Source organism: Kitasatospora sp. NPDC036993, from assembly GCF_055607525.1.
This window is the reverse complement of sequence record NZ_JBVJRP010000023.1, coordinates 52,876-75,978: the sequence shown is the minus strand read 5'-3', so window position 1 is coordinate 75,978 and position 23,103 is coordinate 52,876. Positions and strand designations below refer to the sequence as shown.

The following is a 23,103-nucleotide window of genomic DNA, read 5'->3' as shown; positions in this document are numbered from 1 at the left end:
CGGGCGCGTCGAAGCAGGCCCTGACCGGGGCCGATGGTGGGTGAAGTGGTGGGGGTACGGCAGGGCGCAGCGCTCGGGTGGGGCGACGTCGCCTGCTCGATGGCAGGGACGTTAGGCGGGGGCGATCCGCCCCAACAAGAGGGGGTTGACCAAAGTTTTGCACTGCACAACGTTGTATCGAAGATACGGCGATCAGGTCGCGAACGGGTACGTTCTGACAACCGCCGCCAACCCGCGGGGGAACACCGGCAGAACAAGATCAGGGAACGGACCCATGACGGAGACGGCGCCCAAGAAACCCGCGACCGAACGCAACCAGTCCTCCTCGCTGCGCCGCGCGCTCGCCGTCCTCGGCTACGTCCGCGACCACAGCGACGGGCGCGGCGTCCCGCTCGCCCAGCTCGCCGACGGACTCGGCCTCAACAAGAGCACCGTGCTGCGGCTGGCCGGCCCCCTGCTGGACGAGCACCTGCTCGACCGGGACCGCGAGACCGGCTGGTTCCGGCTGGGCCACGGCTCGCTGCGGCTCGGCCAGGCCTACCTGACCACCCTCGACCTGCGCAGCGTCGCCGCCGAACACCTGCGCCGGCTCCAGCGCGAGGCGGGCGAGACCGTCCACCTGACCGTCTGGCAGGCCCCCGGGATCGTCTACCTGGACAAGGTCGAGGACGAGACCAACGTCCGGATGGCCTCGCGGGTCGGCAGCCGGGCTCCCGCCTACTGCACCGCCACCGGAAAGGCGATCCTCGCCTGGCTGCCCGAGGAGGCCGTCGGCGAGGTGGTCACGGCCGGCCTGCGCCCGGTGACCGCCTGGACCATCTCCGACGAACCCCGGCTGCGCGCCGACCTGGCCCGCATCCGCGCCCGCGGCTACTCGATCGACGACCGCGAGAACGAACCCGAGGTGCGCTGCGTCGCCGCCCCGATCTTCGACCACACCGGCGAGGTGACGGCCGCCCTGTCCGTCTCCGGTCTCACCTCGCGGATGACCGCCGCCAGGGTCCGCGCCCTCGGCCCGGTGGTCGCTCAGGTCGGCCTGCGGATCTCCCGCGAACTGGGCTCCGACCGCCAGCCGTCCTGAGCGCCGGCGCTGTCCCGCGTCCGGACACGCGAACGGGGCCCGGCGCCGTTTCGATGGCGCCGGACCCCGTCCGACCATGGAGCGCCAGGCCCGGATCGCACGGACTCTTCCTACTGAAAGTAGGACGTGCTCTGGTAGCACCGCTGACGCCTGACGAGGAATCACTCCCTCGCGACGAGACGAACAGTATCAGCCAGGTGATCGTTCACCGAATCGGAGGGAAACCCCGCATTCCCCGTGGTCACCGGGCCTCCCCTGTCTCCCCTGTCTCCCCGGCCTCAGTTCCCCGCGACCGGCACCCCCGGTCCCTGGCCGCGCTCCAGCGCCTCCAGGTCGCGCTGCAACGGCGGGTGCGGAACGGCCAGGACCGGGCAGGACGCGTGGCGGACGCAGTACGCGGTGACCGAGGGGTGCACCAGCCGGGCGAGGCGGCCGCGTTCCCGGCCCGAGCCGAGGACGAGCAGGTCTCCGGGCCGGTCGGCGCACCGCACCAGCGTGTGGCCGGTGTCGCCGCGTACCGCCTGGCAGCGCAGCCGGACGCCCGCGTAGCGACCGGCGAAGGCCTCGTCGAGGGCCTTCCGCAGCCGGGCCACGGCGGCGTCGCGACCGGCGTCGATCACCGGCGGGCAGGGGGTGCGGCGGTACCCGAGTTCGTCGCCCGGCGGCGTCCAGCAGAGCACCGCGAGCACCTCGGCGTCCGTCCGGCGGGCCTCGGCCACCCCGTGGTGCAGCGCCGCGAGGCTGCCGAGCGAGCCGCTGACGCCGACCACGATCCGGCCCTCGTCCGCACCACCACTGTCCGTCATGGCCCCGTCCCTCGTCGCTTCGCCCGGTCCGCCTCCCAGCAAAGCGGCGGGTACCGGTGCGGCTTCGCCTCCTTGACGCGGCTCTGACGCGGGGCCGGGCGTTCCGTACGCGTCCCTGATGCGGCGCGGGCGGAGCATGCTCAGGCCTCCGGCGGCCCGACCGTCCCAGGCTGCTCCGGTACGTCCGCTTCCCAGAGGTCCGCGAACATCCGGTCCAGGTGCTCCTCCCCGACCGGCGGGACCGGCAGCGGGTGGGCGGCCCGGGTGCGGAAGCCGTCGAGCAGCAGGGCGAGGTAGCGGCGCCAGAGGTCGGGGCGCAGCTCGGTGGCGGCGGGCAGCGCACGGCAGAGCGGGCCGAGCAGGAACAGCAGGTCCATGGTGACCACGTCGCGGCGCATGCTGCCCTGCTCCTGGGCGCGGGCGATCAGGGTGCCGACCGTGGTGGCGTGCTGCCGGCTGATCTCGGTCATGCCGGGGATGACCGGGATGGCCTGGGTGACCAGGTCGTTGATGCCCCGGTCGGCGGCGACCAGCTCGAAGATCCGCCCGAAGTACCGTTCGAGGCCGTTCCAGGCGTCCTCGGCGGCGAGTGCTTCCTCGCCCGCGGCGGCCAGACCGGCCCCGGCGTCCGCGAACACCTCGCCGATCAGCGCCTCGCGGGTCGGGAAGTGCCGGTAGAGGGTGGCGTTGCCGACGCCGGCCTCCTTGGCGATCTGGTCCAGCGGCACGTCCAGGCCGTGCCGGGAGAACATGTCGCGGGCGGCGGCGAGCAGCAGGTCGCGGTTGCGCTGCGCGTCTCGCCGGAGCCGCCCCGGGGGGTTGGCGCTGCTCGGTGGTGCCATGCCTCCGACCCTAGCAAGTGCCGGACGGATCCACTCGACGCCGCCGCCCCGGCCTTCGATGGCTCCCAACTGTCCTGCCGCACAGGCGAGATGGCCGGATCGTGGACGGCCGCGACCTCGGCGGGGAAACGTGCCGGGTCACCGCCGCGCTCCTGCCGGAGCGGTCCCGTCGGCCCGTCCCGGCCGCCCGCCCCCGTGCCCGCCCCAGCGCCCGCCCCGGCGCTCGCCGCACCCGGATCGCGCCGCATAGAGTGACGGATCACGGCAGGCCGGAACGATCTCCGACGGGGTGGGCATGGGTACGGGCGCGGGCACGGCACTGACGGCCCACCAGCTGATCGGGCTGCTGGTCGATCCGGACGGCTTCCACGGCTGGGACGAGCCGCCGGCCGGCCCGCCCGCCGACCCCGGCTACCGCGCCTCGCTCGACCGGGCCCGCGAACGGACCGGCCTGGACGAGGCCGTCCTCACCGGCCTCGGCCTGATCGACGGCCGGCCGGTCGCCCTGGTCGCCTCCGAGTTCGGCTTCCTCGGCGGCTCGATCGGCGTCGCCACCGCGGAGCGGATCACCCGCGCCGTCGAGCGCGCCACCGCCGAGCGGCTGCCGCTGCTCGCCCTGCCGGTCTCCGGCGGCACGCGGATGCAGGAGGGCTCGGCGGCCTTCCTCTGCATGCTGCGGATCACCGCCGCCGTCCAGGCGCACCGCGCGGCCGGCCTCCCCTACCTCAGCTACCTGCGCAACCCCACCATGGGCGGGGTCTTCGCCTCCTGGGGCACGCTCGGGCAGCTGGTGTTCGCCGAGCCCGGCGCCCGGCTCGGCTTCCTCGGCCCGCGCGTGTACGAGGAACTGCGCGGTGTGGAGCTGCCGCCGGACGTCCAGCGGGCCGAGACGCTCGCCGCCCGGGGACTGGTGGACGCCGTGGTGCCGCCGCAGGAGCTGCGCGAGCTGCTCCGCCGCACGCTCGCCGTCCTCGGCACCACCCCGCCCTCCCCTCCTACGGCCCCCCGCACGGACACCAAGGCCGCCCCAGGGCGCCCCGACGCCTGGGACTCCGTCCTCCGCACCCGGCGACCCGACCGCCCCGGCACCCGCGAGCTGCTGCGGCACACCGCCGAGGAGCTGGTGCTGCTGGACGCCCCCGGCGGGCGCGGCGGGGCGCTGGTCCGGGCACTGGCCGTGCTCGGCGGGCACCCCGTCCTGGTGGTCGGCCAGCAGCGGCGGACCCCCGAGCACGAGCGCCCCTTCACCGCCGCCGACCTGCGGGCCGTACGGCGCACCGCGCGCCTGGCCGAGCAGCTCGGACTGCCGCTGGTCACCGTGGTGGACACGGCCGGCGCCGAGCTGTCCGCCCAGGCCGAGCTGGAGGGCATCGCGGTGGAGATCGCGCACTGCCTGACCACCCTGCTCGCGCTGCGCACGCCCGTCCTGGCGGTGCTGCTCGGCCAGGGCTCGGGCGGCGGGGCGCTCGCCCTGCTCCCGGCCGACCGGGTGATCGCCGCCGAGCACGCCTGGCTGGCGCCGCTGCCGCCGGAGGGCGCCTCGGCGATCGTCCACCGGGACGGTGCGCACGCCGCCGAGCTGGCCCGTTCCCAGGGGATCGGGGCGCGGCACCTGGCCGAGGTCGGCCTGGTCGACGAGGTGGTCCCGGAGCTGCCGGACGCCGCCGAGGAGCCGGCGGCGTTCTGCGCCCGGCTCGGGCAGGCCGTCGGCACGGCGCTCGGCGGCCTGGCGTCGGCCGCCGGAGCGGACCTGCTCGCGGCCAGGGCCGCCCGGCACCGGCGGCTGGGCGACCTCCGCTGACCCCCGGCGCTGCCCGACCCCCGCGCGACCACGACCGGCCACCCGACCAACCGGCCGCCCAGCCGCCCAGCCGCCGCGACGGTGTGGCGCCGGTCTCAGCACGGGGTTGATCGCCTGTACCCAACGTGCCGCGCCCGGACCGGCGCGTGACGTCGGCGGAGGCCAGGACGGTGAGTGCGCTCACACGTGATCAACGACCACGACGGACGGTAGTAGACACCGGCGGGGCGCCGGACCCGCCCCTGCGGCCCCCGCGTTCGCGCAGCTCAACGCCGGTCGGCAGGCTCCGCACGGCGGCCCCTTCGAATCCACGGCAGGCCCTTCCGTACGACCGCGGGTCGTAACGAAGGGGTCTTGGCGACGGCCGATCCGGTCTGCCAACAATGGCTCTCGTCGTCAGCCGCACCGGCACCTGTCCCGCCGGTGAACGGCTTACCGCCGAGTCACGCCCCGCGACCTTTCCGGCCCCTGTCCGGCCGTGGTCCAGGGCGGGGAGTGACCCGGCCCAACCTGATTGAGGTCCTGTTCTTCATGCCCGCTTTCAAGCTCCGCATGCGTACTTCCGCCGCGATTCTCGCCGGTGCCGCCGGTCTGACCGCCCTGGGCGCGGGTGTCCTGCCCGCCACCGCGAACGCCGCCACCGCCTCCCCGCAGGCCATCGCCGCCCAGATCGTCCCGGCCAACCAGCTGGCCGCCTTCAGCCAGATCATCGCCCACGAGTCGAGCTGGAACGTCACCGCGACCAACCCGAGCTCGGGCGCGTACGGCCTGGCCCAGGCGCTGCCGGGCTCCAAGATGGCCTCGGCCGGTGCGGACTGGAAGACCAACCCGACCACCCAGATCAAGTGGGCGCTGGACTACATGAACAGCCGCTACGGCAGCCCGAACGCCGCCTGGTCCTTCTGGCAGTCCAACCACTGGTACTAAGCCGACCCCGTCGGCTCACCAGCCTCAGCCCGTCACCTGACCACTCCCCCTCACCCCGGGGGTCGGACAGGGACCACCGGGGTGCCCGAGGGCCCGGACCCGCGCGACCCGCGTGGTCCGGGCCCTCTCGGGGTTCTCCGGTGGTCGTTCTTCCGCGGGCCCGGCTCGCCGGTTACAGCTCGTCGGTTACAGCTTGTCGGCTACGGCCCGCCGGTGAGCCCGAGCAGCTCGCGCATCCGCGCGTACTTGGCGACCAGCCGCTCGGCGGTCGCCGGGTCCAGCGAGGCGAGGCGGACCGGATCGGAGTTGTGCGCCAGGTCCGCGCGCTTGACCAGCAGCGCGCCCGGCGTGCCCAGGATGCGCCCGGTGTACTCCTCGACCGGCTCGTCCGGGCGCCGGGTGAGCGCGTCCACGATCGCCTTGGTCTCCTCCGGCAGTGCGGCCCGGGCCAGCCACTCCCGGCTCAGCCGGTCGTCCTCGACGGTGTCGTGCAGCCACCCCGCCGCGACCTGCGCCGCACTGCCGCCGCGCGCCGCCGTCCCGTGGGCGACCGCCGCGATGTGCTCGCCGTACGGGTGGCCGTTCTTGTCCACCTGCCCCTGATGGGCCCGGCGGGCGATCGCCTCCACCTCGGACAGGCTCAGGTACTGGTCCTCCATCGGCTCATCGTATGCCCGGGCGGCGGAGCGCCGCGGCCGTACCGGCTGGCGTGCTCGCGACAGACCCGTTGATCATCCCGTCTCCGGCCACTGGTTTACTGCCCCGGGGGTTCACGGCTTCGGGGGTTACCGCGCCCGGGAGTTGACGCCCCCGACGGGAGACCCCCGTCGCACCAGGCTGATCCGCCCGAGCGATCCGAGGAACCATGCCGGCCCTGCACCCCCTGCTGTCCGCCTTCGCGCCGATCTGGGTACTCACCGGCGTCGGCTACGTCGTCGGCCGCACCGGGCTGATCGGGCCCCACGCCGAGACGGTGCTCAACCGGTTCGTCTTCCACGTGGCGATGCCGGCCGCGCTGTTCCTGATGATCGCCCGCACCCCGCTGGACCGGTTCGCCAACGCCTCGATGCTCGCCTTCGCGGCCGGCACCCTCGTCACGATCGGCCTCGGGCTGCTCGCCGGGCGGCTGTTCTTCCACCGCAAGCCGGGCGAACTGGCCATCGGCGCGATGGCCTCCGGGTACGTCAACTCGGCGAACCTCGGCATCCCGGTGACCATGCAGGTCCTCGGCGACGCCTCCTTCGTGGCACCCGTGGTGCTGTTCCAGATCCTGCTGGTCACCCCGGCCGTCCTGGCCGTCCTGGACGGTGGCGCGGCCGGCCGCCGGGCACTGCTCACCCTGCCCGTGCGCAACCCGATCCTGCTGGCCACCGCGCTCGGCGCCGCCGCCTCGGCGACCGGCGTGCACCTGCCCGCCGAGCTGAACCGTTCCTTCGAGCTGCTCGGCGGCGCGGCGGTCCCCACCGCCCTGATAACCCTCGGCATCTCGCTGCACAACCGCCCGCCGGCGGACGGCCGTCCGCACCGTACCGAGGTCGGGCTGACCGTCGTGCTCAAGACCCTGATCCAGCCGCTCGTCGCACTCGCCGTGGCCGGACCGCTGCTGCACCTGCCCACCCACCAACTGCTCACCGTGGTGCTGTTCTCCGCGCTGCCCACCGCACAGAACGTCTACACCTACGCCCGCGAGTACCGGCAGGGCGCCGCCCTGGCCAGGGACGCGGTGCTCTGGTCGACGCTGGTGTCGATGGCGACGCTCTCGGTGATCAGCTGGACCCTCGGGCCCGCGTAGCCCACCGCCACCGCGTCCGCCCCGTGTCCGCCTCCCCTGTCAGCCCTGTGTCCGCCCGGCGTTCCGAGGCGGTCACTCCTTCCTGGCGGTCGCCACCACCTCGGACATGGCCTCCAGGAAGCGCCGGGCCGTCTCCAGCTCGCCGGGTCCGAACTGCCGCATCGCCGCGAGCAGATCACCGATCAGCCCGCCGAAGAACCCCTGTCCCAGCTCCACCGCCCGCTCCTCCACCAGCAGCCGCACCCGCCGCCGGTCCTGCGGGTCGCGCTCGCGGCGGATCAGCCCGAGCCGCTCCAGCCGGTCCACCAGACCGGTGGTGCCCGCCGAGTTCAGGCCCAACGCCTCACCGAGCCGGCCCGGGGTGACCACCTCCCCGGCCCTGGCCGCGTCCAGGAGGTGGATCAGCGCCCGCAGGTCGGTCGGATGCAGACCGTTGCGGGCCGCGAACCCGGCTCCGAAAAGGTCGAGTTCGACCGTCAGACCACGCAGCAGGTGGACCAGCCGCATCGGCTCCGCAACCTCGGACACCCTGTCGTCCTTCCTCCGGTAGGCATGTGCCACTATTCTCTCGCTCAGCGAGATACTTGTTCCGCGCGATACTCGTTCAGCGAGTGGTCCAGCTGATTCGGCACGCCATCACACCACATCCGCGGAGGCTCCGATGTCCGCCCGCACCACCGTCTCCCCCGCCCCCTTCCTCGCCGCCTACGACGCCCTGCTGGCCCGCTGGCCGGTCCCGGTCGAGGCGCTCACCGTCCGCACCGCGCACGGCACCACCCGGATCAACGCCTGTGGGCGCGCCGACGGCCGCCCGCTCGTCCTGCTGCACGGCGGCGGCGCCACCTCCACCATGTGGTTCGCCAACGCCGGCGCCTGGGCCGAGGCCGGACACCGCGTCCTCGCCGTCGACCTCATCGGCGACCCCGGCCGCAGCGTCCACGACGGCGCCGCGCTCGACGGCGTGCCCGGCCTGCTCGGCTGGCTGGACGCCGTCCTCGACCGGCTCGACGTCCCGCGGGCCGACCTCTGCGGCCACTCGTACGGCGGCTGGATCGCCCTGGAGTACGCCCTGCACGCCCCCGCCCGGGTCGGCCGGCTCGCCCTGCTCGACCCCACCCAGTGCTTCGCCGGCTTCCGTCCCGGCTACCTGCTGCGCGCCCTCCCCCTCTTCCTCCCCCGGCGCACCCCGGCCCGCGCCCGCGCCTACCTCGACTGGGAAACCGGCGACACGCCCAGCCTCGACCCCGACTGGCGCGAGCTGTACGCCCTCGGCCACGCCGGCTTCCCCGCCTCCCGCGTCGTCACCGGCCCCCGCCCCTCCCCCGAACGCCTCCGCACCCTCACCGCGCCCGTCCTCACCCTCCTCGCCGCCCACAGCCGCCCCCACTCAGCCGCCCGCGTCGCCGCCACCGCCCGCCGCATCCTCCCGGCGGCGGACGTCGCCGTCCTCCCCGGCGTCTCCCACCACAACCTCCCCATGGCCGCCGCCCCCACGGTCAACACCCGCCTCACCGAATTCCTGGCCCCCACCCGCCGTCCCTGACCAGTCCCTGACCCACCCCGACAACCACCCCCACTTCATCCCCACCGGAAGTCGGCCGGCCCGACTTCCAGCACACGGGCCGCCGCACGACCCGGGGGCGGTCAAAACGGTCCGACTCGCAGAACGCCCTGGCTGCCGAGCCTGACCGCCAGGCCCCGGGCAGCGGCTCGGCTGAAACGTCCCCGCCCACCGGGCGGGCGGGCGCCACGCTCGCCGGATCCGCAGCCGGCCGAGCGCCAGGGCATGGTCCGGCTCGCTGCCGGTACGCGCAGGGGGCACCGGCTGGAGCCGCTCGCCCATCTCCCCTGCCGGATACACCCTTCGCCGTAAGCTCCCTGACGCCGCGCCACCGCAGATTCGCGTTCGGCATCGGCTACCGACCGTTCCGGGCAAGGCCGTTGGACGGGTGCCGGGGGCTGCGACGACGCTCCGGCGATGGAGTCACCCAACATCGACCCGCGACCGGGTTCCATCACCGCGAAATCCTGGCACGACAGAACTCCCTGCCCTGACAAGGCAGCGCGCCACCGGGTCGGCACACGTGCTCGCGCCCGGTCGGCGGTCGGTGGACTCAGTAGATCAGGTAGCCCGGGCGGTGCCCTTCGTCGTCGATCTCCCCGGTGGCCTGGACCCGCAACTTGCGGGACAGCTCCTCCAGGGCCCGGGAGGCGGCGACCTCCTCGCCGATCCTGGCGAGCGGACGGTCGTCCGCGCTCTTCTCGGACTCGCCGCGCGCGCTCAGGCCCGGCGCCCGCGCACCGGTCAGCCTGGCCTCGCACGCCGTGTGCACACCGTCTTCCTCGAAGCTCAGCTCCACGTCCCACTGGTTGTGCATGCCACACCTCCTGGCGCCGGCCCCCGTCGCCCGCCTGTCCGGACCGGCACGGACGGTGACCCGCGGCGGCCGCTCACACCAGCGTGCGCCTGCCCCGCCGTCGGCGGCAAGCGCTGTCGGAAGGCCCCGCGGTCGCCGCACCACGCGCGCGTGGTGCGACCGGCCCGGCCATCGCCCCGGCGGTAGGCTGACGGGAGCGGCCGCGACGGCCGACCCACCCTCGGACCCGTCGGCACGGCGCGGACAGCGACAACCTGGTGGTCCCTCCGTGGCGGTCTTCCTCCTCGCTCTCAGCGCGGCGTGCTTCCTGGGGCTCGGCTTCGTCCTCCAGCAGCACGCGGCGCAGCAAGCCCCGCGCTCCGATCTGCTGCGCTGGCGGCTGCTGCTGGACCTGATGCGGATGCCGCAGTGGCTGCTCGGCACCGGGTTCATGGTCTGCGGGTTGATCCTCTCCGCGCTCGCGCTCAACCAGGGCGAGGTGTCGCTGGTCGAACCGCTGCTGGCCACCAATCTGATCTTCGCCATGGCGCTGGCCCGGGTGCTGACCCGTCAGACCCTGGGCCGGTCCGGCTGGGCCGGGGTCCTGCTGCTGGCCCTCGGGGTGACGGTCTTCATCGTGGCCGGGCGTCCGACGGGCGGCGGGCCACCGGCCGGGGAGCTGCGGCACTGGCTGGTGGTCGGCACCGTGGTCGGGCTGGTCCTGCTGCTGGTCTCGCTGGCCCGGCGGCTGCCGCTGTTCGAGGAGGCGACCCTGCTGGCGCTCGCCGCCGGGCTGCTCTACGGGCTCCAGGACGCGCTCACCAGGACCACCACCCAGCGGCTCGACCACGAGGGCCTGGCCGTGGTGCTGCGCAGCTGGCAGCCGTACGCGGTGGTGGCGGCGGGCGTGGTCGGGCTGCTGCTGGTGCAGAGCGCCTTCGAGGCCGCGCCGCTGCGGATGTCCCTGCCGGCGCTGACCGCCGCCCAGCCGCTGGCCGGGATCGCCTGCGCGGTGGGCTTCCTCGGCGACCGGCTGCGGGTGACCCCGGGCGCGCTGGCCTGGCAGTCGGTCGGGCTGCTGGCGATCGTGACCGGGGTGATCGTGATCGGCCGCCATCCGGCGCTTCCCGGAACCGTCCGGGACACCCTGGAGACCATCGGGGCGTCGCCGGAGGACGGGCCGGAACCGGCGGACACACCGGAGAAACGGTCCATGGACGAGCCTGTCGGGCGGAAGGAGCCGGACAAGCCGGATGGGCGGGAGGAGCCGGACAAATCGGCCGACAGGCCGACGGGCGGGTCCGAGGAGGACGACCGCCCCGGGAGCACCGGTTAGGCCCCCATGTGCTGGAGCGCGCAGGCGGACGCCGTGGCCGGAGGGCTGGTCGCGGGCGTCGGGGTGGCCTGCCTGGTCCGCGCCCACTGGTCCGGACGGCCCGAGCGCCTGCCGATCGCCGCGCTCCCCCTGGTGCTGGGCGTACACCAGCTGATCGAGGCGCTGGTCTGGCTCGGCACGGACGGCGGACTGTCGGACGGGCTCGCCGGAGCGGCCCGCACCGCCTGGGCGGTGATCGCCCTCCCGCTGCTGCCCGTCCTCGTCCCCGCCGCCGTGTGGTGCGCGACCCGCGGGCCGCGGCGACGGGCGCCCGCCGGCCTCACCCTGCTCGGCGCGGTGGTCGCCGTTCCGCTGGCCGCGGCCGTCGCCTCCCGCCCGGTGACGGCCACCGCGCGCGGCCACACCCTCGGCTACGCCATCGGCATCCCTCACCCCGCCCTCCTCCTGACCGGCTATCTCCTCGCCACCGTCGGTTCCCTCCTGCTGAGCGGCGACCGGCTGCTCCGCCGTCTCGGTGTCCTCACCGGCGCGGGCGCCGTCGGCTGCGCCCTGCTCTGGCGTCTCGCCTTCGTCTCCACCTGGTGCGCCCTGGCAGCCCTCGTCAGCCTGCTGCTGCTCCACTGGGCCGGCCACCGGCCGACCGGCCAGGCCGCTCCGAGCACCGACCGCGCAACCGACCGGGCTCGCTAGCCGGACCCGCTGACCGGCCCTGGGTGCTCAGGCGGTGCGAGCCGTTTCCGGCGCGACGGCGGCCTCGCCGGAGGCGCCGCCCCTGAGGCGGTCCATCTCGCGCCACTCGGGCCGGAGCCCCGCCAGCGTCGTGGTCGCGAAGTACACGGCACCGGCCGCGATCAGGCTGGGTATCAGGCCGACCAGGGCGATCGAGGCGCCGGCGGCGAGCCCGCCGAGCGGGATGCCGGCCCAGGACAGGGAGCCGCTGAGGGCGTGGACGCGGCCGAGCAGGTGGCGGGGCACCCGCTCGAAGAGCACCGCACCGAGGATCGGATTGAGGAAGCCGGAGCCGAAGCCGCCGATCGCGAAGACCGTGAGCACCACCCACATCGGCGCGCCCAGGGCGAGCACCAGGAAGCGCGGCGCACCGCAGAGCAGGAAGCCGGCGAAGAAGACCGTCCGACGCGGCAGCCGGGAGGCGACGGCCGCCGCGATCAGGCTGCCGAGGACCGCGGTGCCGCCCATGACCGCGGCGGTCAGGCCGATGCCGGCCGGGCCGTTGCCCGACTCCCGCGCCCAGACCGGGACGAGCACGCTGACGAATCCGGCGTCGATCAGGTTGGTGATGCCGATCATCACGATCACGGTGAGCAGCAGCGGCTCCGACCGCAGGAACGTGAAGCCCTCGCGGAACATCCGCCAGTAGCCCGCGGTCTGCTCCTGCTCGGCCGGACCGGCGTCCGTGACCGGCACCGCCGAGCGCCCCATGCCGCGCGGCAGGGCGACCGCGATGATCAGCGACCCGAGCGCGAAGGTGCCCGCGTTGACCGCCACACCCGCCAGCGGGCCCGTCAGGGCGACCAGGCCGCCGCCGACCGCGGGGCCGATCGTCGAGGCCAGCCGCTCGGTGACGCCCGACAGGCCGGTGGCGCGCTCCATCGGCACCCGGGCGTGGTCGGCCGCCTCCGGGACCATGACGGACTTGGCGAGGTCCCCCGGGCCCCGCATCGCCCCGATCACCGCGACCATCACCAGCAGCACCCAGAACGGCATCAGCCCACGCGCGTGCAGCAGTGGGATCAGCCCGGCCGCGCCGGCGCTGACCGCGTCCGTCGTCCAGGACACCACCCGCGGCCCGAGCCGGTCCACCAGCGGCCCGGTCAGCGCCTTGACCGCCACGTACGGCGCCATCTCGGCGAAGGCGACCAGTCCGGTCATGGTGGCGCTGCCGGTGGTCGCCAGGACAAACCAGGGCAGGGCGATGGCCGAGACGCGCGTCCCGGTCACGGAGACGGCCGTGGCGGTCAGCACCCCGGCCAGCGGCCGGAAGCTGCGGCCCGGCCCGTCGACGGCGGTTCTCGTGGCGGTGGTCGTGCCGCCGGTCATGTGGTTCCCCCCTCGTCGGTGCCGCCACGCACGTCCGGCAGGACGTGGAAGACGACGGATACCTGCTCCGATCCCTCCGGGACCGGCCCCTCGGCGCCCACCCAGCGGTAGCGCCTGATCACCTCGTTCAACTCGCCGGACAGCCGCTCGGCCTCGGCGGGCGTCAGCTGGAGCACCAGGTCGCTCAGGTTCACGGCCTTGCGCCAGTCGCGCGGCAGCGCCTCGAAGGCGTCCAGCGAGCGCTCGGCCGCCAGGGTGTGCGCGGCCAGAACGGACCGCAGGTAGCCGGCGGCCTCGCCCAGCTCGTCGTCGGCCATGTCGTCCACCGTCCAGACCGTGACGCGGTGGGCCGAACGCCACCAGCGCTCCCGGGCGTTGCCCCGTGCCTCGTCCTCCTCCACGAAGCCCGCGGCGGCGAGCTGGCGCAGGTGGTAGCTGGTCGCGCCGGAGTTGAGCCCCAGCTCCGCGGCGAGCCGGGTCGCCGTGGAGGGGCCGTACTTGCGCAGCATCCCCACCACCCGCAGCCGCACCGGGTGCGCCATCGCCCGCATGCTCTCGGCGGTGAGGGCGATGCTGCGCTGGTCGTCGCCGTGCTTCCAGCCCTGCTCTTCGGTCATGGCAGGAGACTAGAACCGCAAAGGGTTCTTTGCAAAGGGTTTTCTGCGAACAGGCCTTTGCGAAGGATCCGCTGCGGTTGAGCGCCGAGGAGGAGGACGCCGCCCCACGGCCCCGCCGGACGGCGGGTGCCCCCCGGCCGCTCGGCGGGGGCCGGTGGGCGGACCGCGTCCCGGAACGGGATTGTCACCCGGACGGCCTAGGCGCAGGCTGGCAGGGAGGGCCCGGACAACGGCCCGCCCCGGTCGGCCGCGGAACCGATGACGGCCGCCGGGAAGCACGAGGGGCAGGACGATGGCACGCCGGAGACTCTGGGGCTACGTCGCATCGGGGGCCCGGGCGCTCGGCGCGTTCGGCACGTTCGGCGGCACCGCCGGCGCGGGCGGCACCGGCCACCCGGGCGGGACGGGGCGCCGCGGCGGGCCGGGACGCGCGGGCGCGTCGGCGACCGCCGGGGCCGAGCAGGGCCCCGGCCCGTTCCCGCCCGGCGTGATGGCGGCGCCCAGGGCGCTCACCCGCACCGAGCTGGAGCGGCTGCGCTGGACCGGCCGGCAGGCCGGCTGCGAGCCGACGGCCCGGCACGTCCAGGTGGCCGACGTGGTCCGCCGGGTGGTGCGCGGCGGCGGCCGGGCGGCGGCCGTCACGGTCCGGATGACACCCGGGCTCCCGGTGGTGGCCGGGGACGCCCGCCGGCTGGAGGCCGCCGTGGCCGGGCTGGTCGACCAGGCGATCCGGCGCAGCCCGCTGGGCGGCCGGGTGCTGGTCCGGGCCGACGTGGCGGGCGGCGCGACCGCGCTGCGGGCGCCCGCCCGGGCCGCGGCGACCCGCGGCCGGGTGGAGATCCGGATCTCCGACCGGGGCGCCTACGAGCTGCCCGAGGCGCGCGAGTGGCTGCTCGCCGGCGCGCGGCCCGGCGGACCGGTGGGACCGGCCCTGCACAGCCTGGTGCTGGCCGCGGGCGGCCGGCTCGCGGTGGAGCCCACCCCCGGCGGCGGGCTGACCGTGGTCCTGCTGCTGACCGTCGCGTCCGGCTGACCGCACAGCGCCCGGGCGCACGCCGCACACCCGGCGGACCGGCCCAGCCGAACCTAGACTTGCCCCATGCCCCGGCTCAACGACCAGGTCAGGGAGCTGCTCCAGGAGTACGCCGACCTGATCAGCATCACCGGCGGGGACGCCTTCCGGGCCCGCGCCTACGAGAAGGCCGCCCGCGCGGTCGGCGAGCACCCGCAGGACCTGGCCGGTCTGGACGTCAAGGGCCTCCAGCGGATCCCCGGCGTCGGCAGGTCCACCGCCGAGAAGGTCGCCGAGTACCTCGCCACCGGGACGGTCCCCGCCCTGGAGGCACTGCGCGCCGAGATCCCGTCCGGCGTACGGGAGATGATGGCCGTGCCCAGCGTCGGGCCCAAGCGCGCCCTCGCCCTGTACCGCGACCTCGGGATCGCCTCGGTGGACGAACTCGCCGCGGCCGCCCGCGCCGAGAGGCTCGCCGACCTGCCGGGCTTCGGCGAGCGCAGCGGCGAGAAGATCCTGCACGGCATCGAGCTGATGCGGCGGTCCGGCGGCCGCACCCTGCTGGACACCGCCACCGAGCTGGCCGAGCAGCTGGTCGCCGCGCTCTCCGCCATCCCCGGCTGCACCCGCTGCGCGTACGCGGGCTCGCTGCGCCGGATGCGCGAGACGGTGGGCGACATCGACGTACTCGCGACCGCCGAGGACTCCGCCCCACTGATGGCCGCCCTCACCGAACTCCCGTACGTCGCCGAGGTGATCGGGAGTGGGAGCACCAAGACCTCGATCCGTACCACCGAGGGCGTACAGGTGGATCTGCGGGTCCTCCCGGAGGAGGACTGGGGAGCGGCGCTGGTCTACTTCACCGGCTCGAAGGCGCACAACATCAAGCTACGCACGATGGCCGTCCGGGCCGGGCTGAAGCTCTCGGAGTACGGGCTGTTCGAGGTGGACGGCGGCGCCAAAGTGGTCTCGGAGACCGAGGAGGAGGTGTACGCGGCGCTCGGCCTGCCGTGGATCGCGCCGCCGCTGCGCGAGGACCGGGGCGAGGTCGAGGCCGCACTGGACGGCGAGCTCCCCGACCTGGTCCGGGAGTCCGACCTGCGCGGCGACCTGCACACCCACACCGACCTGACCGACGGGCTGGCCACCCTGGAGGAGATGACCGACACCGCCGCCGCCCGCGGCTACTCCTACTTCGCCGTCACCGACCACGCCCCGGACCTGGTGATGCAGCGGATGACGGACGAGAAGATGCTCGCCCAGCGCGAGCAGCTGCGGCAACTCGCCGACCGACACAAGAAGTTGCGGCTGCTGCACGGCACCGAACTGAACATCGGCCCGGACGGCGGGGTGGACTGGCCGCCCGCTTTCCTGGCCGGCTTCGACGTCTGCGTGGCCTCCGTGCACTCGCACTTCGCCCTGGACCGGGCCGCCCAGACCCGCCGGCTGATCCGCGCCTGCGAGAACCCGTACGTGCACGTCATCGGCCACCTCACCACCCGCAGGATCGGCCGCCGCGAGCCGATCGACGTCGACCTGGACGCGGTGTTCGAGGCCGCCGCGCGCACCGGCACCGCGATCGAGATCAACAGCTCCCCGCAGCGGCTCGACCTGCGCGACGAGGACGTCCTGCGGGCCCGGCGGCACGGCGTGCGCTTCGCTGTCGACAGCGACGCGCACGCCACCGGCCAGCTCGCCTACCCGCGCTTCGGCATCGGCACGGCGCAGCGCGGCTGGCTCACCGCCGAGGACGTGGTCAACACCTGGACCTGGCAGAGGCTGAAGCACTTCCTCCGCAAGGACGCGGTGCCGAAGTAGCGCCGCACGGGGCCGCCACCCCCGCCGGGGCCCGCCGCGCCCGCCCGAGCGTCACTCCCCGCCCCAGGAGGCCCCCGGCGAATCCAGCACCCGGGTCAGGATGCCGTCCAGTTCCTCGGGCGGCAGCTGCTTGGCCGGGTCCACCGGGTTGGCGATCAGGACGGCCTGCGGCAGGTCGAGCCGGTCGCGGGCCTCGGTGACCCTGGCGGCCTGGTCGGGCGACTCCACGCTGAAGTTGATCTCGTGGCCGGAGTCGGTGACGTAGAAGCCGGGGTACTTGCGGGTGCGGTAGCCGACGACCGGGATGTTGTGGGTCTCGAAGCGCTCCAGGGTGGCCCGGATGTCCAGGATGGACTTCACGCCCGCACTGATCACGGTGACCGGGGTGGCGGCCAGGGTGGTGATGTCGGCCGACTCGTCGAAGCTCTCCGAGGCGCCGAAGTGCACGCCGCCGAGCCCCCCGGTGGAGAAGACCCGGATGCCCGCGCGGTGGGCGAGGAAGGCGGTGGCCGCGACGGTGGTGCCGCCGTGCCGGCCGAGCGCGACGACCACCGGCAGGTCACGCAGGCTCACCTTGTCCAGGCCGTCGGTGGCGGACAGTTCGGTGATCTGCCCGGTGCTCAGGCCGACCGTCGGCACTCCGGCGTGCACCCCGATCGTCGCCGGCACGACGCCCGCCTCGCGCAGTCGCCGCTCCGCCTCCAGCGCGACGGCCAGGTTGCGCGGCCGCGGCAGGCCGTGGGTGAAGATGGTCGACTCCAGGGCGACCACCGGCCGTCCGTCGGCGAGCGCCCGGGCGACCTCCTCGGCGACCCGGATGGCGGGAGCGGTGCGGGGCAGTCCGGTCATGCCGGGAGCCTCCTGTGAGGTTGCCACTGCGAGGGGGCAGCGTGCGGCTCAGCGTATGGACGGTTCGCACCGGAATCCAGAGTGCCCGACTGCCCGGCCCGCCACCGCCGTCGCTGCCGCGCGGGCAGCAGCCCCGCCACGCCCGGGCAGGCCGGGGCGAAGTCCCGACCTGCCCGGGTTGCGAAGATTGCCCGAATCCAGTCCGTCCACCCCTGGTGCACGGCGCGTGGGAGGCGCATGATGGGAGGTGGACCTGTGAGGCAGCTGAAATAGTTCGACCGCAGGAGGCAGTGGCGACGGATCGAGACGGATCAGGGTCTGCCGCTGGGTACTACCTCGGTCGACGATCGAACTACCGGCCGGAGGACGTGACGTCCGGAGGCCACCCCAGTCTCACAGGTTCAGCGCGCCCACGGAGCATCCCCTCGGCCCCGTGGACGCGCACCCGTCTGGACGCGCACCCGTTGCCGGCTACCGGGCCGCCCAGCCCATCTCCCAGGCGTGCACCGCGATCCCGACCCGGTTCGCCACCCCGAGCTTGCGCTGGATGCTGGCGACGTGGGTCTTGACCGTCCCCGGCGAGATGAACAGCTCCGCGGCGATGTCCGCGTTGGTGCGGCCCGCCGCGACGTGCCCGGCGATCTCCACCTCCCGCTCGGTCAGCGGCACCACGAACGCGGGCCGTCGGCGCTCCGGGCGGCGCGGCGCCGTCACGTGCCGCAGCAGCCGGACCGTGACCGACGGGCTGATCAGGCTCTCCCCGTCCGCCGCCGCCCGCACCGCCTCGGCCAGCAGGGACGGCCCTGAACGTTTCAGCAGGAAGCCGGACGCGCCGTGCTGCAGGGCCGGGTACACGTACTCGTCCAGGTCGAAGGTGGTCAGCACCACCACCCGCACCGGCTCCGCCACCCCCGGCCCGGCCAGCCGCCGGGTCAGCTCCAGCCCGTCCATCCGCGGCATCCGGATGTCCACCAGCGCGACGTCCGGCCGCAGTTCCGCCGCCAGCCGCAACGCGGCCAGCCCGTCCGCCGCCTCGCCCACCACCTCGATGTCCGGCTGGGCCGCCAGGATCCGCCGCACCCCGCGCCGGACGGCCTCCTGGTCGTCCGCGATCAGGGTGCGGATCACCCGCTGACGCCCGCCGTTCGTACTCGTCACGCCCAGCAGTGTGGCGTACGGCCGCCGGACGGGAAAATTCACGCGGCGGACCGGGCCCGGTTCACCTTCGTCCGGTGAGCTGGCCGTCATGAACGAATCCAGTGGACGTCCTTCCGTCAGCAGGCGCGGGCTCCTGGCCGGTGCGACCGGTGTCGGCCTCGGCGGCGCCGTCTCCCTCTCCGGTGTCTCGGCGACCCCGGCCGCCGCCTCCCCGGTGCTGTGGCAGCGGCCGGGCCGCTCCGGTGCGCCACGCGTGGGCGGCCTGCACCTCCAGTTCGGCTCGGACGCCTCGCGCGAGGTGGCGGTCTCCTGGCACACCACCACGTCCGTCGGCAACCCCCGTGTGATGTACGGGACTTCGAACAGCGGCTTCGGCCGGACGGTCCAGGCCGCGACCCGCACCTACCGGGACGCCGCCTCCGGCACCGAGGTCCAGGCGCACCACGCCCGGCTGACCGGGCTGCGCGCCGACACGGACTACGTCTACGCCGCCGTCCACGACGGCACCACCCCCGAGCTCGGCACCGTCCGCACCGCCCCGCGCGGCCGCTCCGCCTTCACGTTCACCAGCTTCGGCGACCAGGGCACCCCCACCCTCGGCAGGAAGACCGCCAACGGCTACGTGAACGACAACCTGGGCAGCCCCGCCGCCGGCGACACCACCGCCGGGGTCGAACGGATCGCCCCGCTGTTCCACCTGCTCAACGGCGACCTCTGCTACGCCAACATCGCCAGCGACCGGGTCCGCACCTGGTCCGACTGGTTCGAGAACAACAGCCGCTCGGCCCGCCACCGCCCCTGGATGCCCGCGGCCGGCAACCACGAGAACGAGAAGGGCAACGGCCCGATCGGCTTCGGCGCGTACCAGGCGTACTTCGAGCTGCCGGACGCCCGCTCCGACGCGGAGACCCGCGGCCTGTGGTACTCGTTCACGGCCGGCTCGGTGCGCGTGATCAGCCTCAACAACGACGACGTGGCCTACCAGGACGGCGGCAACAGCTACGTCCACGGCTACTCCGGCGGAGCCCAGCAGCGCTGGCTGGAGCGGGAGTTGATCGCCGCCAACGCGGACCCGGGGATCGACTGGATCGTGGTGTGCATGCACCAGGTGGTGATCTCCACCGCCGACAGGTTCAACGGCGCCGACCTCGGCATCCGCGAGACCTGGGTGCCGCTGTTCGACAGGTACGGGGTCGACCTGGTGGTCTGCGGCCACGAGCACCACTACGAGCGCTCGCACCCGATCCGCGGCCAGCAGCCGACCGACACCCGTACGCCGGTCCCGGTCTCGACCGGCACCGAGACCATCGACACCACCAAGGGCACCGTCCACATGGTGATCGGCGGCGGCGGCACCTCCTCCCCGTCCAACCAGCTCTTCTTCAGCCCCGCCAAGGCCCGGGTGATCACCGGCGTCGGCGCCGCCGACCCGGCCACCGGCAAGCGCCCGCCGGTGTACGTGATCGAGGACGCCCCCTGGTCCGCCTTCCGGGACGCCGACAACCCGTACGGCTTCGCGTCCTTCGACGTCGACCCGGGCGGCCGCAACGGGCAGACCACCATCGGCGTCACCTACTACTCCGTCAGCGGCCCGTTCGGGGAGCTCGTCCCGGTCGACCGCTTCACCCTGACCCGACCGCGCGGCGCCCGCGGCGGCGGCCGGGGCCACTGACCGCCGCGCCCCGCCCGGCTGACGGCGCAGTCGGCCGGGCGGGCACGCGTCTCAGCGTCCGGGAAGGGAGCAGCTGACCCGCCAGCCCCCGGACAGACCGGGGCCGGCGGTCAGTGAGCCCCCGTGGGCGGCGGCGCGGGCGGTGAGCCCGGCCAGGCCGGTGCCGCCGGCGCCGGGGCGGCGCAGCAGCGGCTTCCGGCCGGGGCCGCCACCGTCGTCGGTGACGGTCAGTTCGACGGCACCGTCCTCGCCGGGGGCCGCCCGGACAGTGACCTCGGTGGCCTGCGGTGCGTGCCGGCGGATGTTGGTGAGGGCCTCCAGTACGACGGCGTACCCGGTCGCCTCGGCCTCGGCGGAGAGCCGGCCCGCCGTGCCGGCGGCCAGGTCCGCGGTGGCGCGCAGGCTGCCGGTGGCACCGAAGCGGGCGACCAGTCCGGGAAGGTCGGCCAGACCCGACCGGCGGGTGGTCGCACCGTCGGAGCGCGTCTCCCGGTCGTCCCGGCTACCCTGGTCCACCCAGCCGTCCTGGCCGCTCGGCTCGCGCAGGGCGCCGACCATCTCGTCCATCGAGTCCAGCGCCCGCAGCCCGGCCTGCTCCAGACGGCGCAGCAGCGCGCCGGTCTCCTCCGGCTCCTGGCCGGGGAGTTGACCGGCCTGGGCCTCCAGCACGATGCCGGTGATCTCGTGCGCGACGAAGTCGTGCAGCCCCCGGGCCACCTCCAGCCGCTGCTCGCGCCGCGCCCGGGCGACCGCCCGCCCCCGACGGCCGTCCAGGACACGCAGGTAGAGGGCAGCCCCGGCGACGCCGAGCAACGGCAGCAGCGAGACCAGCACTCCGGCCACCGGCCCGGCCGCGCCGCCCTGCGGCGTCCGCAGGGCGAACCGCAGCGGCAGCAGCGTTGCCGCGAGCCCGAGCAGCCCGCCGACCGCCCAGACCGAGCGGTCGGGCAGCCGCCGGACGGCCCGGAAGAGCAGCCCGAGCAGGGCGAGCCACTCGAACGGCAGCCAGAACGCGGGCAGCCGGTACGGCCCCTGGTAGACCAGGTCGACCAGCAGCGAGGCGGCGGCCACCGCCCCGGCGGCCGTGCCGAGGGTGATCCGCCCGGCGGGCCACGGCAGCAGCGCCGCCGGCGCGGTGAGCGCCGCCGTCAGGGCGAGCAGCACGGCCGCTCCCCGGGCGTCCGGCTGCGCCAGCGCGACGGGCGCCAGCAGGGCGAGCGCGGAGCCGGCGGCGAGCGGCCGGCGGATCCGGGCCGGCCACGGCCGACCGGAACCGGAGCGTACGGAGGGAGAGTCGGTGCGCACCCGGCCGAGCCTACGGGCAGCTCTCCCGGGGGAGTCGGCCTCCTCCTCGTGAAGGAGCGTCCGGCCGTCGACTCCCCTCCGCAGCGGGAGGTCCGCGCGGCCGATCGCGAGCATGCTCGAAGGCGTCGGAAGAACCGCTCCGGAACCACCACGCAGGACGACGCGCCGGGACCACCGCGCCGAAGGAGACCCAACCGCCATGAACCGCCGTTTCACCACCGCCGCAGTCGCACTCCTCCTGCTGGCCGGGACGGTCGCCGCCGCGGCACCGGCCGCCACCGCCGCGGCGGACGGCTTCGGCCCGGTGAGCGTGCGCGGCACCGGCGACACCGTCCTCACCTCCGCGTTCCAGGGCTTCGAGGGAGACCCGGTGCGGATCTCGGTGGACGCCCGCGCCACCACCGACTCCGTCCCCGGCAGCACCGGCGGCCACTTCCACGTCCGCCACGTGCACACCGACGGCCGGCTGGTCGCCGACTTCGAGGGGGACATCACCTGCCTGGCCGTCGGCGGCCGGGAGGCGATCGCCACCGGAGTGGTCACCAAGGGCGAGGCGCCGTGGTTCCCCGGCCTGGAGCTGGTCGGCTCGAAGGTCTCGGTCTCGGTGGAGGACAACGGGCGGCGCGGGGACCGGATGGGCTGGGTCTGGGGCGCGCTCGGCAAACCGGTGTCGGACTGCCAGGGCACGGTAGCGTTCATCCGCACGACCAGTGGCGACTTCTCCGTGCGCGGCTGACACCCGAACGACCGGGCCTGCCGAGGCCTCTCCGGTCCGACCGGGCTGCCCGCCGCCCGAGCGCCCGAAGACCCGGAGGCCCCGTTGTCCCACGACCGTCCGACCGCACCACCACAAGCGGGCGCGGGGTTCAACGGCCTCACAGGGGAGGGCCGTTGAACCCCGCGCTCTACCATCAGCCGCCCGACTACGCCCGACTCGCCGCCGTCGGGCCGTACTTCGCGCTGGACACCGCCGGGGACGGGCCGCCGGCGGGCTTCCGGCCGCTGGCCGAGCTGTACGGCACCGGGCCGGACGCGCCGCTGGCGACGCGGCTGCGGGTGGTGGCGCAGCGGCTCGGCACCGGTGAACCCCGGGTGGCCGCCTCGATCCTGCACCTGGGGCTGGCCGCCCGGTTCTGGTCGGTGGGCCTGGGCTCGGCCGTCCTGCTGGGGACGGTCCCGACCCTGGAGCAGGCCTGGATGCGGATCCCCGACCAGGGCCCGCTCGACCTGTGGACCCCACCGGAGCCCGCCGGGCCGGCCGCGGGAACGCTCGCCGACCGGCTCCACGAGGCCGTCCTGCTCGGCCGGCTGGAGCCGCTGGCGGCCGCCGTCCGGGCCGTCGCCCCGCTCTCCCCGCGCCTGCTGCTCGGCAACGCCGCCTCGGCGCTGGCCGGGACGCTGCGGGTGCTGGACGGCCATGCGCCGGGCGCTGCCCGGGCGTTGGCGGCGGAGCTGCTCGACCGTCCGCCGCTGGCCGGCTCCGGCACCCTGCGCACCGGGCCCCGCGGCACCGCGTTCCGGCGGAACAGCTGCTGCCTCTACTACCGGGTGGGACCGGGCGCCGGGCTCTGCGGGGACTGCTGTTTCAGCGCGCCGCCCGGCCGCGGGAAGCCGAGCGGCTGATGCCTTCACCACTGAAGGTCATACCGGGGCCGCCCCCAGCCGCGCGCCG

General features: G+C 74.9%; 21 protein-coding genes and 1 pseudogene. 12 read left to right on the top strand and 10 right to left on the bottom strand.

From position 1 onward, the window contains the following. Nucleotides 1-274: 274 nt before the first annotated feature. Nucleotides 275-1,081 carry an IclR family transcriptional regulator gene (locus ACZ7C5_RS34255; RefSeq protein WP_188301086.1) on the top strand — a complete coding sequence of 269 codons (807 nt, stop codon included), beginning with the start codon at nucleotides 275-277 and terminating at the stop codon, nucleotides 1,079-1,081. Nucleotides 1,082-1,359: 278 nt separating this feature from the next. On the opposite strand, the gene ACZ7C5_RS34250 is transcribed toward ACZ7C5_RS34255, so the two are convergent. Both ACZ7C5_RS34250 and ACZ7C5_RS34245 read right to left on the bottom strand, forming a co-directional pair. Then, nucleotides 1,360-1,887 carry a universal stress protein gene (locus tag ACZ7C5_RS34250; RefSeq protein ID WP_401085741.1) on the bottom strand — a complete coding sequence of 176 codons (528 nt, stop codon included), beginning with the start codon at nucleotides 1,885-1,887 and terminating at the stop codon, nucleotides 1,360-1,362. Nucleotides 1,888-2,027: 140 nt separating this feature from the next. Then, on the bottom strand, nucleotides 2,028-2,729 hold the full coding sequence (locus ACZ7C5_RS34245) for a TetR/AcrR family transcriptional regulator (RefSeq protein ID WP_401085744.1): 702 nt from the start codon (nucleotides 2,727-2,729) through the stop codon (nucleotides 2,028-2,030). Between the two features lie 295 nt (nucleotides 2,730-3,024). Here ACZ7C5_RS34245 and ACZ7C5_RS34240 point away from each other — a divergent pair, with 295 nt between their 5' ends. Further along, nucleotides 3,025-4,530 (top strand): carboxyl transferase domain-containing protein, encoded by a 1,506-nt coding sequence (locus ACZ7C5_RS34240; protein WP_401085747.1) that lies wholly within the window; start codon nucleotides 3,025-3,027, stop codon nucleotides 4,528-4,530. Between the two features lie 552 nt (nucleotides 4,531-5,082). Then, nucleotides 5,083-5,457, top strand: a complete 375-nt coding sequence (locus ACZ7C5_RS34235) for an aggregation-promoting factor C-terminal-like domain-containing protein (protein ID WP_223245427.1) — start codon at nucleotides 5,083-5,085, stop codon at nucleotides 5,455-5,457. A gap of 200 nt (nucleotides 5,458-5,657) precedes the next feature. On the opposite strand, the gene ACZ7C5_RS34230 is transcribed toward ACZ7C5_RS34235, so the two are convergent. After that, nucleotides 5,658-6,116, bottom strand: a complete 459-nt coding sequence (locus ACZ7C5_RS34230; protein WP_470324191.1) for an HD domain-containing protein — start codon at nucleotides 6,114-6,116, stop codon at nucleotides 5,658-5,660. 206 nt (nucleotides 6,117-6,322) lie between these two features. Here ACZ7C5_RS34230 and ACZ7C5_RS34225 point away from each other — a divergent pair, with 206 nt between their 5' ends. Continuing rightward, nucleotides 6,323-7,249, top strand: coding sequence for an AEC family transporter (locus tag ACZ7C5_RS34225; RefSeq protein WP_401085753.1), 927 nt, complete (start codon nucleotides 6,323-6,325; stop codon nucleotides 7,247-7,249). 72 nt (nucleotides 7,250-7,321) lie between these two features. Here ACZ7C5_RS34225 and ACZ7C5_RS34220 read toward each other — a convergent pair whose 3' ends face one another. Next, nucleotides 7,322-7,777, bottom strand: a complete 456-nt coding sequence (locus ACZ7C5_RS34220; RefSeq protein ID WP_470324190.1) for a MarR family winged helix-turn-helix transcriptional regulator — start codon at nucleotides 7,775-7,777, stop codon at nucleotides 7,322-7,324. A 133-nt stretch (nucleotides 7,778-7,910) separates the two neighbouring features. Here ACZ7C5_RS34220 and ACZ7C5_RS34215 point away from each other — a divergent pair, with 133 nt between their 5' ends. Beyond that, nucleotides 7,911-8,792 (top strand): alpha/beta fold hydrolase, encoded by an 882-nt coding sequence (locus ACZ7C5_RS34215; protein WP_470324189.1) that lies wholly within the window; start codon nucleotides 7,911-7,913, stop codon nucleotides 8,790-8,792. Between the two features lie 571 nt (nucleotides 8,793-9,363). On the opposite strand, the gene ACZ7C5_RS34210 is transcribed toward ACZ7C5_RS34215, so the two are convergent. Next, entirely contained in the window at nucleotides 9,364-9,627 is a 264-nt protein-coding gene (locus ACZ7C5_RS34210) for a dsRBD fold-containing protein (RefSeq protein WP_188301093.1), read from the bottom strand. A 268-nt stretch (nucleotides 9,628-9,895) separates the two neighbouring features. Between ACZ7C5_RS34210 and ACZ7C5_RS34205 the strand changes: the two are divergent. After that, a pseudogene (locus tag ACZ7C5_RS34205) lies at nucleotides 9,896-10,735 on the top strand (DMT family transporter); the annotation flags it as partial. A 213-nt stretch (nucleotides 10,736-10,948) separates the two neighbouring features. Next, complete coding sequence (locus tag ACZ7C5_RS34200; RefSeq protein WP_470324188.1) at nucleotides 10,949-11,632, top strand: DUF6629 family protein; 684 nt, start codon at nucleotides 10,949-10,951, stop codon at nucleotides 11,630-11,632. 27 nt (nucleotides 11,633-11,659) lie between these two features. On the opposite strand, the gene ACZ7C5_RS34195 is transcribed toward ACZ7C5_RS34200, so the two are convergent. Together ACZ7C5_RS34195 and ACZ7C5_RS34190 are read right to left on the bottom strand one after the other, a co-directional pair. Continuing rightward, nucleotides 11,660-13,000, bottom strand: a complete 1,341-nt coding sequence (locus ACZ7C5_RS34195; RefSeq protein ID WP_470324187.1) for an MFS transporter — start codon at nucleotides 12,998-13,000, stop codon at nucleotides 11,660-11,662. Then, entirely contained in the window at nucleotides 12,997-13,617 is a 621-nt protein-coding gene (locus tag ACZ7C5_RS34190; protein ID WP_188301096.1) for an ArsR/SmtB family transcription factor, read from the bottom strand. Before ACZ7C5_RS34190 ends, ACZ7C5_RS34195 begins: the two co-directional genes overlap by 4 nt. A 292-nt stretch (nucleotides 13,618-13,909) precedes the next feature. On the opposite strand from ACZ7C5_RS34190, the gene ACZ7C5_RS34185 reads away from it, so the two are divergent. Beyond that, nucleotides 13,910-14,650, top strand: a complete 741-nt coding sequence (locus tag ACZ7C5_RS34185; protein WP_401085765.1) for a histidine kinase — start codon at nucleotides 13,910-13,912, stop codon at nucleotides 14,648-14,650. Between the two features lie 66 nt (nucleotides 14,651-14,716). Further along, nucleotides 14,717-16,447 (top strand): DNA polymerase/3'-5' exonuclease PolX, encoded by a 1,731-nt coding sequence (polX, locus tag ACZ7C5_RS34180; RefSeq protein ID WP_401085768.1) that lies wholly within the window; start codon nucleotides 14,717-14,719, stop codon nucleotides 16,445-16,447. 51 nt (nucleotides 16,448-16,498) lie between these two features. On the opposite strand, the gene ACZ7C5_RS34175 is transcribed toward polX, so the two are convergent. Both ACZ7C5_RS34175 and ACZ7C5_RS34170 read right to left on the bottom strand, forming a co-directional pair. Beyond that, nucleotides 16,499-17,296, bottom strand: a complete 798-nt coding sequence (locus ACZ7C5_RS34175; protein ID WP_401085770.1) for a pseudouridine-5'-phosphate glycosidase — start codon at nucleotides 17,294-17,296, stop codon at nucleotides 16,499-16,501. Between the two features lie 471 nt (nucleotides 17,297-17,767). Further along, a complete protein-coding gene (locus ACZ7C5_RS34170; protein ID WP_470324186.1) occupies nucleotides 17,768-18,454 on the bottom strand; it encodes a response regulator in 687 nt (228 codons plus the stop codon). Between the two features lie 88 nt (nucleotides 18,455-18,542). Here ACZ7C5_RS34170 and ACZ7C5_RS34165 point away from each other — a divergent pair, with 88 nt between their 5' ends. Continuing rightward, nucleotides 18,543-20,126, top strand: a complete 1,584-nt coding sequence (locus ACZ7C5_RS34165) for a purple acid phosphatase family protein (RefSeq protein WP_470324185.1) — start codon at nucleotides 18,543-18,545, stop codon at nucleotides 20,124-20,126. Between the two features lie 51 nt (nucleotides 20,127-20,177). Here the strand turns inward: ACZ7C5_RS34165 and ACZ7C5_RS34160 are convergent, their stop codons facing one another. Then, the gene (locus ACZ7C5_RS34160; protein WP_470324184.1) at nucleotides 20,178-21,431 is read right to left on the bottom strand and encodes a sensor histidine kinase; all 1,254 of its coding nucleotides are present in this window, start codon (nucleotides 21,429-21,431) and stop codon (nucleotides 20,178-20,180) included. Nucleotides 21,432-21,630: 199 nt separating this feature from the next. Here ACZ7C5_RS34160 and ACZ7C5_RS34155 point away from each other — a divergent pair, with 199 nt between their 5' ends. Then, the gene (locus ACZ7C5_RS34155) at nucleotides 21,631-22,167 is read left to right on the top strand and encodes a hypothetical protein (protein ID WP_401085782.1); all 537 of its coding nucleotides are present in this window, start codon (nucleotides 21,631-21,633) and stop codon (nucleotides 22,165-22,167) included. A gap of 155 nt (nucleotides 22,168-22,322) precedes the next feature. After that, the gene (locus tag ACZ7C5_RS34150; protein WP_401085785.1) at nucleotides 22,323-23,054 is read left to right on the top strand and encodes a (2Fe-2S)-binding protein; all 732 of its coding nucleotides are present in this window, start codon (nucleotides 22,323-22,325) and stop codon (nucleotides 23,052-23,054) included. Nucleotides 23,055-23,103: the final 49 nt, after the last annotated feature.

Excerpts from the sequence above, each read along its gene's own strand:
- ACZ7C5_RS34245 (WP_401085744.1), bottom strand. The coding sequence starts at position 2,729 with ATGGCACCACCGAGCAGCGCCAACCCCCCGGGGCGGCTCCGGCGAGAC.
- ACZ7C5_RS34230 (WP_470324191.1), bottom strand. The coding sequence starts at position 6,116 with ATGGAGGACCAGTACCTGAGCCTGTCCGAGGTGGAGGCGATCGCCCGC.
- polX (WP_401085768.1), top strand. The coding sequence starts at position 14,717 with ATGCCCCGGCTCAACGACCAGGTCAGGGAGCTGCTCCAGGAGTACGCC.
- ACZ7C5_RS34240 (WP_401085747.1), top strand. The coding sequence starts at position 3,025 with ATGGGTACGGGCGCGGGCACGGCACTGACGGCCCACCAGCTGATCGGG.
- ACZ7C5_RS34250 (WP_401085741.1), bottom strand. The coding sequence starts at position 1,887 with ATGACGGACAGTGGTGGTGCGGACGAGGGCCGGATCGTGGTCGGCGTC.
- ACZ7C5_RS34210 (WP_188301093.1), bottom strand. The coding sequence starts at position 9,627 with ATGCACAACCAGTGGGACGTGGAGCTGAGCTTCGAGGAAGACGGTGTG.
- ACZ7C5_RS34185 (WP_401085765.1), top strand. The coding sequence starts at position 13,910 with ATGGCACGCCGGAGACTCTGGGGCTACGTCGCATCGGGGGCCCGGGCG.
- ACZ7C5_RS34195 (WP_470324187.1), bottom strand. The coding sequence starts at position 13,000 with ATGACCGGCGGCACGACCACCGCCACGAGAACCGCCGTCGACGGGCCG.
- ACZ7C5_RS34255 (WP_188301086.1), top strand. The coding sequence starts at position 275 with ATGACGGAGACGGCGCCCAAGAAACCCGCGACCGAACGCAACCAGTCC.
- ACZ7C5_RS34175 (WP_401085770.1), bottom strand. The coding sequence starts at position 17,296 with ATGACCGGACTGCCCCGCACCGCTCCCGCCATCCGGGTCGCCGAGGAG.
- ACZ7C5_RS34165 (WP_470324185.1), top strand. The coding sequence starts at position 18,543 with ATGAACGAATCCAGTGGACGTCCTTCCGTCAGCAGGCGCGGGCTCCTG.
- ACZ7C5_RS34200 (WP_470324188.1), top strand. The coding sequence starts at position 10,949 with ATGTGCTGGAGCGCGCAGGCGGACGCCGTGGCCGGAGGGCTGGTCGCG.
- ACZ7C5_RS34235 (WP_223245427.1), top strand. The coding sequence starts at position 5,083 with ATGCGTACTTCCGCCGCGATTCTCGCCGGTGCCGCCGGTCTGACCGCC.
- ACZ7C5_RS34190 (WP_188301096.1), bottom strand. The coding sequence starts at position 13,617 with ATGACCGAAGAGCAGGGCTGGAAGCACGGCGACGACCAGCGCAGCATC.
- ACZ7C5_RS34225 (WP_401085753.1), top strand. The coding sequence starts at position 6,323 with ATGCCGGCCCTGCACCCCCTGCTGTCCGCCTTCGCGCCGATCTGGGTA.
- ACZ7C5_RS34215 (WP_470324189.1), top strand. The coding sequence starts at position 7,911 with ATGTCCGCCCGCACCACCGTCTCCCCCGCCCCCTTCCTCGCCGCCTAC.
- ACZ7C5_RS34155 (WP_401085782.1), top strand. The coding sequence starts at position 21,631 with ATGAACCGCCGTTTCACCACCGCCGCAGTCGCACTCCTCCTGCTGGCC.